Below are 6,059 nucleotides of genomic sequence, written 5' to 3' on the forward strand. Positions count from 1 at the left end.
TAAAGGATGAAGAATAATATCAATATCGGCGTTCTTTTAGGTACGTTTAGTTTGATATTAGGTATATCCAGCGTGACGCTTGGTGTTATATCGCTTTTTAGAAAGCCAGATATAAACGATACTGCGTTCGAATATGATATAGATGAGCTTTCACCAGCGGAATAACACTATTGACAAACTTTTAATAATCGGATATCGTTCAAATTGAGCCCAGAGACTGTTCGTATTAGGAAAGGTCTGGGCTCATTTCTTTTTACGACAGTCTCTGCGGACTCAAAATAAATATCGGTGAGCGTTTTGACGTAACCGTAAAATGAGCGCGTACCGGAGAAAGAAGGACACCATGGCAGCAAAGGTAAATGTGGTCGCAGGAAGTGCGGGAGCCAAAGCCATCGTCCTCGGGGGCGCTTTCGTCACAGGGCTCGCAATGAGCCAGCTCGTCAAAGCGAGACCGACATGGGGCATGCCGCTGACCCTTCTCCTGGGAGCAGGAGGTGTCGCGGGCGCCATGTATCTGGACGGTGTTCCGGGTGAAGCATCAATGGGTATCGCCGCGGCGAGCGTGGCCACCCTCGGTGCGTCACTGCCCTCACTGATGAGTGGCACCAGCACCGGCAGACGGGCCGGGTCCCCGGTAGCGTTACCGGCGGCCAGGCGCGCAGGGTTACCTGTGGCTTATGACTGGCGCGACACCCAGCCGATAAAACCGCAGGTATAGTCAGGGATGATGAGAATCAACCCCCAGTATTAACTTATACTTAGAAGGAGGAACCAACCATGGGACTGTTAGATGATCCAAAATATAAGGGAGCATCATTTTCCACTTTCATACCGTCGGGTGAGCTGACGGTAACAGATCAGAAGAACATGAAGGAATCCGCGATAGCAGCGGGTATGGACCGCGCTATTTACAAGAAGCTTGGCGCAAATGGCGCTGAGCTCGCAGTACGCGAGATACGCCCGAGTATCGACCTGCCTACAGCCTTCGCCGCCGGCGATCGCTGGATATTCCCGGCGCCCGCAGCCGCGGTAGCCGCGGCCTTCACCGTCACCAACTGGATCAACGAGCGCGTGCCCGTAAACACAATCCTGGTGTTCTTCGGCGCCGCTTTCGAAGCCGCTGCCCCGGAGATCTCCGAGATATTCTTCCGCAGCGGCCCCGGCGGAGCTGGTCGCACCGCGGCAGTTGTCAATGTTGAGAGCTGCTACACCAAGATGGAGAGCGACGGGTACTTCGGTGTCCCTGTCACATACGACCCGCAGGAGAACTGCTTCATCCAGGTGACGAACAGGATCCCAATCGGCGCTGCCGGCACGATCCTTATCCTCAAGGGGTACGCGATCGAGCCACGCCGCGAGCAGGTCAGCTAACCACTGTGTCCATTAAATTTAGAGAGAGGAGTACAAGCTAATGGGAGTACCACAGGAAACAAAGGCAACATATAAGACTCTTGTAGAGAGCGACCTTATCCGTTATACCGTTCAGCCGGTCGGTGCGCCGACAGCAGCAGTGTCAGATGCGGCTGCGGGCGCCTGGGTCTGGTCTGCATACGTGCAGATCGTGGCCGCGGCGGCTGTGCCTAATCCGTGCTGGTTATGCGGAGTGTTCATAACGACTCCAGTCGTGGAGGCGTTCCTGGCAGACTTCGCCATCGCCAGCGGTGTAGCGTTGGCTGAAGTAGATCTGGCAATGGTCCACTTCGGCAGCGAGCTGTTCGCCGTGGTAGAGGGCAAAAACACGCCGTATATGCTGCCCCATCCTATACGGATAGTCGGCAGCCCCCGCCTCGCGGTCCGGGTGCGCAAGAGCACAGCCGCGAGCCTTGCAGGCGCAAGCATGAAATTGCTAATCGCAGCGGCAGTAGGCACATAAGCCTAATATAAGTAGCAACCGAGTGGGGGCGGGTCTCCCGCCCCCACTATTCCAGACAATTGAATACAGACCATTTCAAGGAATGAAGGAACAATGAGAATGGTTGAAACCGCAATACATAAATCAATAGCAATCATAGAGCAGAGGTCAAACCCCCAGCCGGAGAGCCGCGGGGTTTTATTGTTTTAAAACAGGAGGATGGACATGGCAGAAAGATTGTATGCTGCAAAGGCTGGGCCGATTGACCCCATCGCACTGGTGAACGAGAACGTGGCGATTTGGATGAAAGCCATGTGGCACCTGTACCGGGTTATGTTCGTTGAGCCGATGCCGCGGTCACAAGCGATGATCTTCGACCAGGGCGCGCTCGCAGCGCTGGCTAATTCCGGTGATGTGAGACTCATTAACCTGGACCAGCAAACGACACCGCCGGGCATGATACAACTCAGGTGTTTCCCGCTGGACGATATCCAGGTGGAGGTGAAGCTCGGCAGGGCGGAAAGCAGGTTCACCGCCGCCAATATCTCAGCGCGTGTCGACAGGTTCACAGAGATTAGCGATCCGTGCCTGCACACTACCGAGATCGTAATACTGCAGGACAACTCGATATGGGTCAACTGCACCAATCCAACAGCCTATGCCACAGCGATGTCACGGATAGCGTTCTTCGGCTACCGATACATGCTCGAGGATATGAAGATCGCTGAGAAGACACCTAACGAAGTCAAGCAGAAAGTTAACCAAGTGGTATTCGTGCCGTCTGGCAGCGATTAGCCGATAACATGAGGAGGTTTGACCATGGTTCAGAATAGATCGGGAATCAGAAAGCAGTCTGCGGTAGTCGTATCGCCGGTAACCGGCGCGGCTGCTGCACTGTACAATATCACACCGGGCAGGACCGCCATCATCCGCAGGATAATGTGGACCAACGCCTGCGGCGCCGGCTCCAACTTGAGCTTGGGACAGGGGCTTGCCGGCGCCTTCGCCGCCGTGCTGCCGCCGATAGTGACGCTCACCGGATTAGACGGGCAACTTGAGGAGGGAGACTTCCCAAACGTCGAGATCCAGTGGACCGCCGCGCTACCCGCGATAACGTTCGAATCGACAGTGCTCGGTATCAGTGTTACTATCGAAGTCGAAGAAATTTAAAGGAGGCCTCTCATGGCAAAGCAGACAGGGCCTCGTATACCGTTCTCAGTACCGGGAGGAGGAGGCAATTTCCTCGACAAATATATGTCGGCTGATGATAAACTGAAGGTGGTTGGCGAGCAACTGGAATCATTAACGAATTACTTACAGGAGCTGGGAGGTGAACAAATGACCATGGGAAGAACACAGGAAGTGCCCTTCCAGCAGATATTAGTTCCAGGGCAAGCGTTAAGGCTGAGCGTCCAATCTCCTTATCCGGGTAAAGTTAGAAAGATACTAAGGCATTGGCCGGCAGGCTGCAATGCCCTGGTCGATGTCGCCGTAGGCATCGGTAATAAGCGTATACTGCCCGAGACAGGCTTCGTTGCGCTTAATGACGCGACCCCGGTATTTGACAACCTTAATATCCCAGTGGCCCAGGAGGAAAACATTTGGGTAGATATGCAAAACGGCGACGCGATTAACCCGCACACGATCACTGTGACAGTCACCGTGGAGGAGGATATCAGTGGCTAGTATCGCGAGAGAATGGACAATAGAACCACGCGGCGTAGGCCTCCCGGACTACTCATCCCAGGCTCCGATCGGCGGGGTGCCGCAGGGGAGCATATACACAAACAACGATAACGGCGAGCTGGCCACGCGCCTGGGTGCCTATAACTCCATCGACAGGCGCGGCAGTGTGGTCATCCACGACAACTTTGAGAACGGATTATCTTCCTGGGTGCCGACACTTGGGGCCGGCGCGGGCAGTGATTGCGAGTGGAGCACGGAGAGCTTCAGGAACGGCGGATTCAGTATGAAGCTCAGCGGCGGTCTGGCCACGAATTCTAGTGTGCGGCGTAGTTGGGGCGTAGACAACCCTAACAAAGCGGGTATGGAGTTCTCCTTCGCGATAGAGCTCTTTAATATACTGTCCGGCATCAGTTATTACTCGGATAACGTCAACCAGTATTACGCCATGTGGTACCTGGTGGGGGCACAGCTCTATGTTTTTGATGCTACCGCCGGCGCAGTCCTTGTTAGTAATGACGTTGAAGCGCTCTTCGACGACCAGAGCTACAATACTATAAAGATGGTATGGGATACTCAGACCGCACTCTATACACGCATTTTATTCAACCAGAACGAGTTTGATATCACCCAGCGCAGTGTGCCTTTCTTGCCCGCACCGATAGCCGGTAAGCATATGGCCGCAGAGTTCCAGATAGCAAGCGCCGCAGCCAGGAATGATTATACTTACCTGGATGATTTTATAGCGACGATCAACGAGCCAAATAACACTTAAGAGGTGGGGTATGTCAGCAGGAAGTAAGATATTTGGGAAGGATTATTTAAGCTCAACTCCTGGTCGTGAAGTTTGGATACCACTGCGCCTGCTTCCGGATGGCTCGATATCCACCATCTCAAGCGTAGTAGTAGATGAGGGGGTGGCAACTGGGGGCACTAACCTTACCCTTATCGATACCACAAAGAACTGGGGTGTCGATATCATGGAAGGCAGAACGGTTGAGATTACTCATATTGCTACCGGCATAAGCTACCAGCGATACATAACCACCAATGCAGCTACCGCAATCAGCTTTGACGATCTTGGAGTAGCTGTACTTGCTGGAGATACTTACCGTATTCTGATCGCCAATAGCCCCATGGAGCCGCAGGTGAGGGCTACCGTACACAACACGGCTTACCTTACTCCGGCCGATTTTCTTGGAGCGGCCCTGGCGCCTATAATCAGCCCGTCGCTCTTCCGTTGCCAGGTGGCGTGCACCGTTAGCGGAATATTTTACGTGACCATTACCCGCGCCGGCAATACCCAGACAGTGGCTTATAACCATGCTGTAGCACTGCCTGCAGGCGCGCTTTTTGAGTTTGATACGCTGGTAGCGGACGGCGATACTATCAATTATCAATACGGTATCAACTGCACTATCCAGACATTCAAGGTTTTAGAGATCCCGTCAGCGATTTAAGGAGTGAGCGATGGCTAAAGGAGGAACACCGTCACAAGGCCTTTGGATGCCGCCGAGAGTGGCAACTCTTTTTGTGGCGGCTTCCGATTCGCTGGACAAGTGCCGCGCCCAGGCGGACTATATCTGCGACGGCGTGGCGGACGAAGTTCAGATCAACGCGGCTTTGGCAGATCTGCCGGCGGGCGGCGGGCGAGTGGTGCTCTCCGAGGGTAATTTTATACTGGCGGATCCCATAATAGTTCCCGGCGATTACATTACTATCGAAGGGCAAAACTTTGCCACCGCAATAGATGGCGCCGGGTTAGCCACCGGCGAGCACGGTATCGTTATCAGTGGTATAGCAGGATCAAAGGTAAAAAATCTCGTAATATATACGAGAGGCGGTGGCGGTAAAGTATGCCACTGTATCTTCATAGAAGCCGCCTACGATACTACTTTAGTTGAAGATGTAGCTATAGTAGAGAGTGATAGCGATGGCATACATATAGAAGGCACGGAATCCGATAATATTGTTATTAGAGGCTGCTGGATAGCTTCTACGGATAACCACGGCATTAACATAGTGCCTGATGTAACCGAGCAGAGTCTCAGGTTCTCTATATACAATAACTTTATTACAGCTACAGGAGCCAGCGGTATCAATTTTGGTCAGTGTGTGGGGCACTATTACCACAAGATATACAATAACCTGATGACTTCCATCGGGGACAATGGCATAGATTACGGTATCGCTACCGTGCCGACGTTCGGCCTGATGGAGAGCGAGATCAAAGACAATTATATCTACGGTGCTATCGCCAATGGTATAAGGCTGCTCTCCGACTCCAATAACAACTTCTTCGAGAACAACTTCATAAGCTCCTGCGGCGGTTACGGTATCAATATCGGCGGTCCCACCTGTATCAATAATCGCCTCATGAACAATGTACTGATCGGTAACGTTTCCGGCGCGGCACAGGACTTAGGCGTAGGCACGCAGCTGCCGTTCATCTTCATACCGGTGCCTAATCCCTCGACCAACATCGGCGCGCACCCCGCCGAGCAGCTCACCGACGACCTGGAAG

General features: G+C 53.2%; 10 protein-coding genes. 9 read left to right on the top strand and 1 reads right to left on the bottom strand.

Annotated features, from left to right (window positions below; translation table 11 throughout):
* The first annotated feature begins 6 nt into the window (after positions 1–6).
* Together PHO67_08095 and PHO67_08100 are read left to right on the top strand one after the other, a co-directional pair.
* Positions 7–165: a hypothetical protein gene (locus PHO67_08095; GenBank protein ID MDD5547095.1), complete on the top strand. Its 159-nt coding sequence runs from the start codon at positions 7–9 to the stop codon at positions 163–165.
* A gap of 612 nt (positions 166–777) precedes the next feature.
* A complete protein-coding gene (locus PHO67_08100) occupies positions 778–1,371 on the top strand; it encodes a hypothetical protein (GenBank protein MDD5547096.1) in 594 nt (197 codons plus the stop codon).
* Positions 1,372–1,482: 111 nt separating this feature from the next.
* On the opposite strand, the gene PHO67_08105 is transcribed toward PHO67_08100, so the two are convergent.
* Positions 1,483–1,611, bottom strand: a complete 129-nt coding sequence (locus PHO67_08105) for a hypothetical protein (GenBank protein ID MDD5547097.1) — start codon at positions 1,609–1,611, stop codon at positions 1,483–1,485.
* Between the two features lie 58 nt (positions 1,612–1,669).
* Here PHO67_08105 and PHO67_08110 point away from each other — a divergent pair, with 58 nt between their 5' ends.
* From PHO67_08110 to PHO67_08140, 7 genes are all read left to right on the top strand, one after another.
* Positions 1,670–1,873 carry a hypothetical protein gene (locus tag PHO67_08110; protein ID MDD5547098.1) on the top strand — a complete coding sequence of 68 codons (204 nt, stop codon included), beginning with the start codon at positions 1,670–1,672 and terminating at the stop codon, positions 1,871–1,873.
* A 327-nt stretch (positions 1,874–2,200) separates the two neighbouring features.
* On the top strand, positions 2,201–2,647 hold the full coding sequence (locus PHO67_08115) for a hypothetical protein (protein ID MDD5547099.1): 447 nt from the start codon (positions 2,201–2,203) through the stop codon (positions 2,645–2,647).
* Between the two features lie 24 nt (positions 2,648–2,671).
* Positions 2,672–3,022 (top strand): hypothetical protein, encoded by a 351-nt coding sequence (locus PHO67_08120; protein ID MDD5547100.1) that lies wholly within the window; start codon positions 2,672–2,674, stop codon positions 3,020–3,022.
* Between the two features lie 12 nt (positions 3,023–3,034).
* Positions 3,035–3,538: a hypothetical protein gene (locus PHO67_08125; GenBank protein MDD5547101.1), complete on the top strand. Its 504-nt coding sequence runs from the start codon at positions 3,035–3,037 to the stop codon at positions 3,536–3,538.
* Positions 3,531–4,310, top strand: coding sequence for a hypothetical protein (locus PHO67_08130; GenBank protein MDD5547102.1), 780 nt, complete (start codon positions 3,531–3,533; stop codon positions 4,308–4,310). The genes PHO67_08125 and PHO67_08130 overlap by 8 nt, the downstream gene beginning before the upstream one ends.
* Positions 4,311–4,452: 142 nt before the next feature.
* The gene (locus PHO67_08135; GenBank protein ID MDD5547103.1) at positions 4,453–4,995 is read left to right on the top strand and encodes a hypothetical protein; all 543 of its coding nucleotides are present in this window, start codon (positions 4,453–4,455) and stop codon (positions 4,993–4,995) included.
* Positions 4,996–5,005: 10 nt separating this feature from the next.
* A partial coding sequence (locus tag PHO67_08140; GenBank protein ID MDD5547104.1) for a right-handed parallel beta-helix repeat-containing protein occupies positions 5,006–6,059 on the top strand: 1,054 nt, incomplete at its 3' end.

This window comes from Candidatus Omnitrophota bacterium, from assembly GCA_028716565.1.
Lineage (GTDB): Bacteria > Omnitrophota > Gorgyraeia > Pluralincolimonadales > Pluralincolimonadaceae > Pluralincolimonas.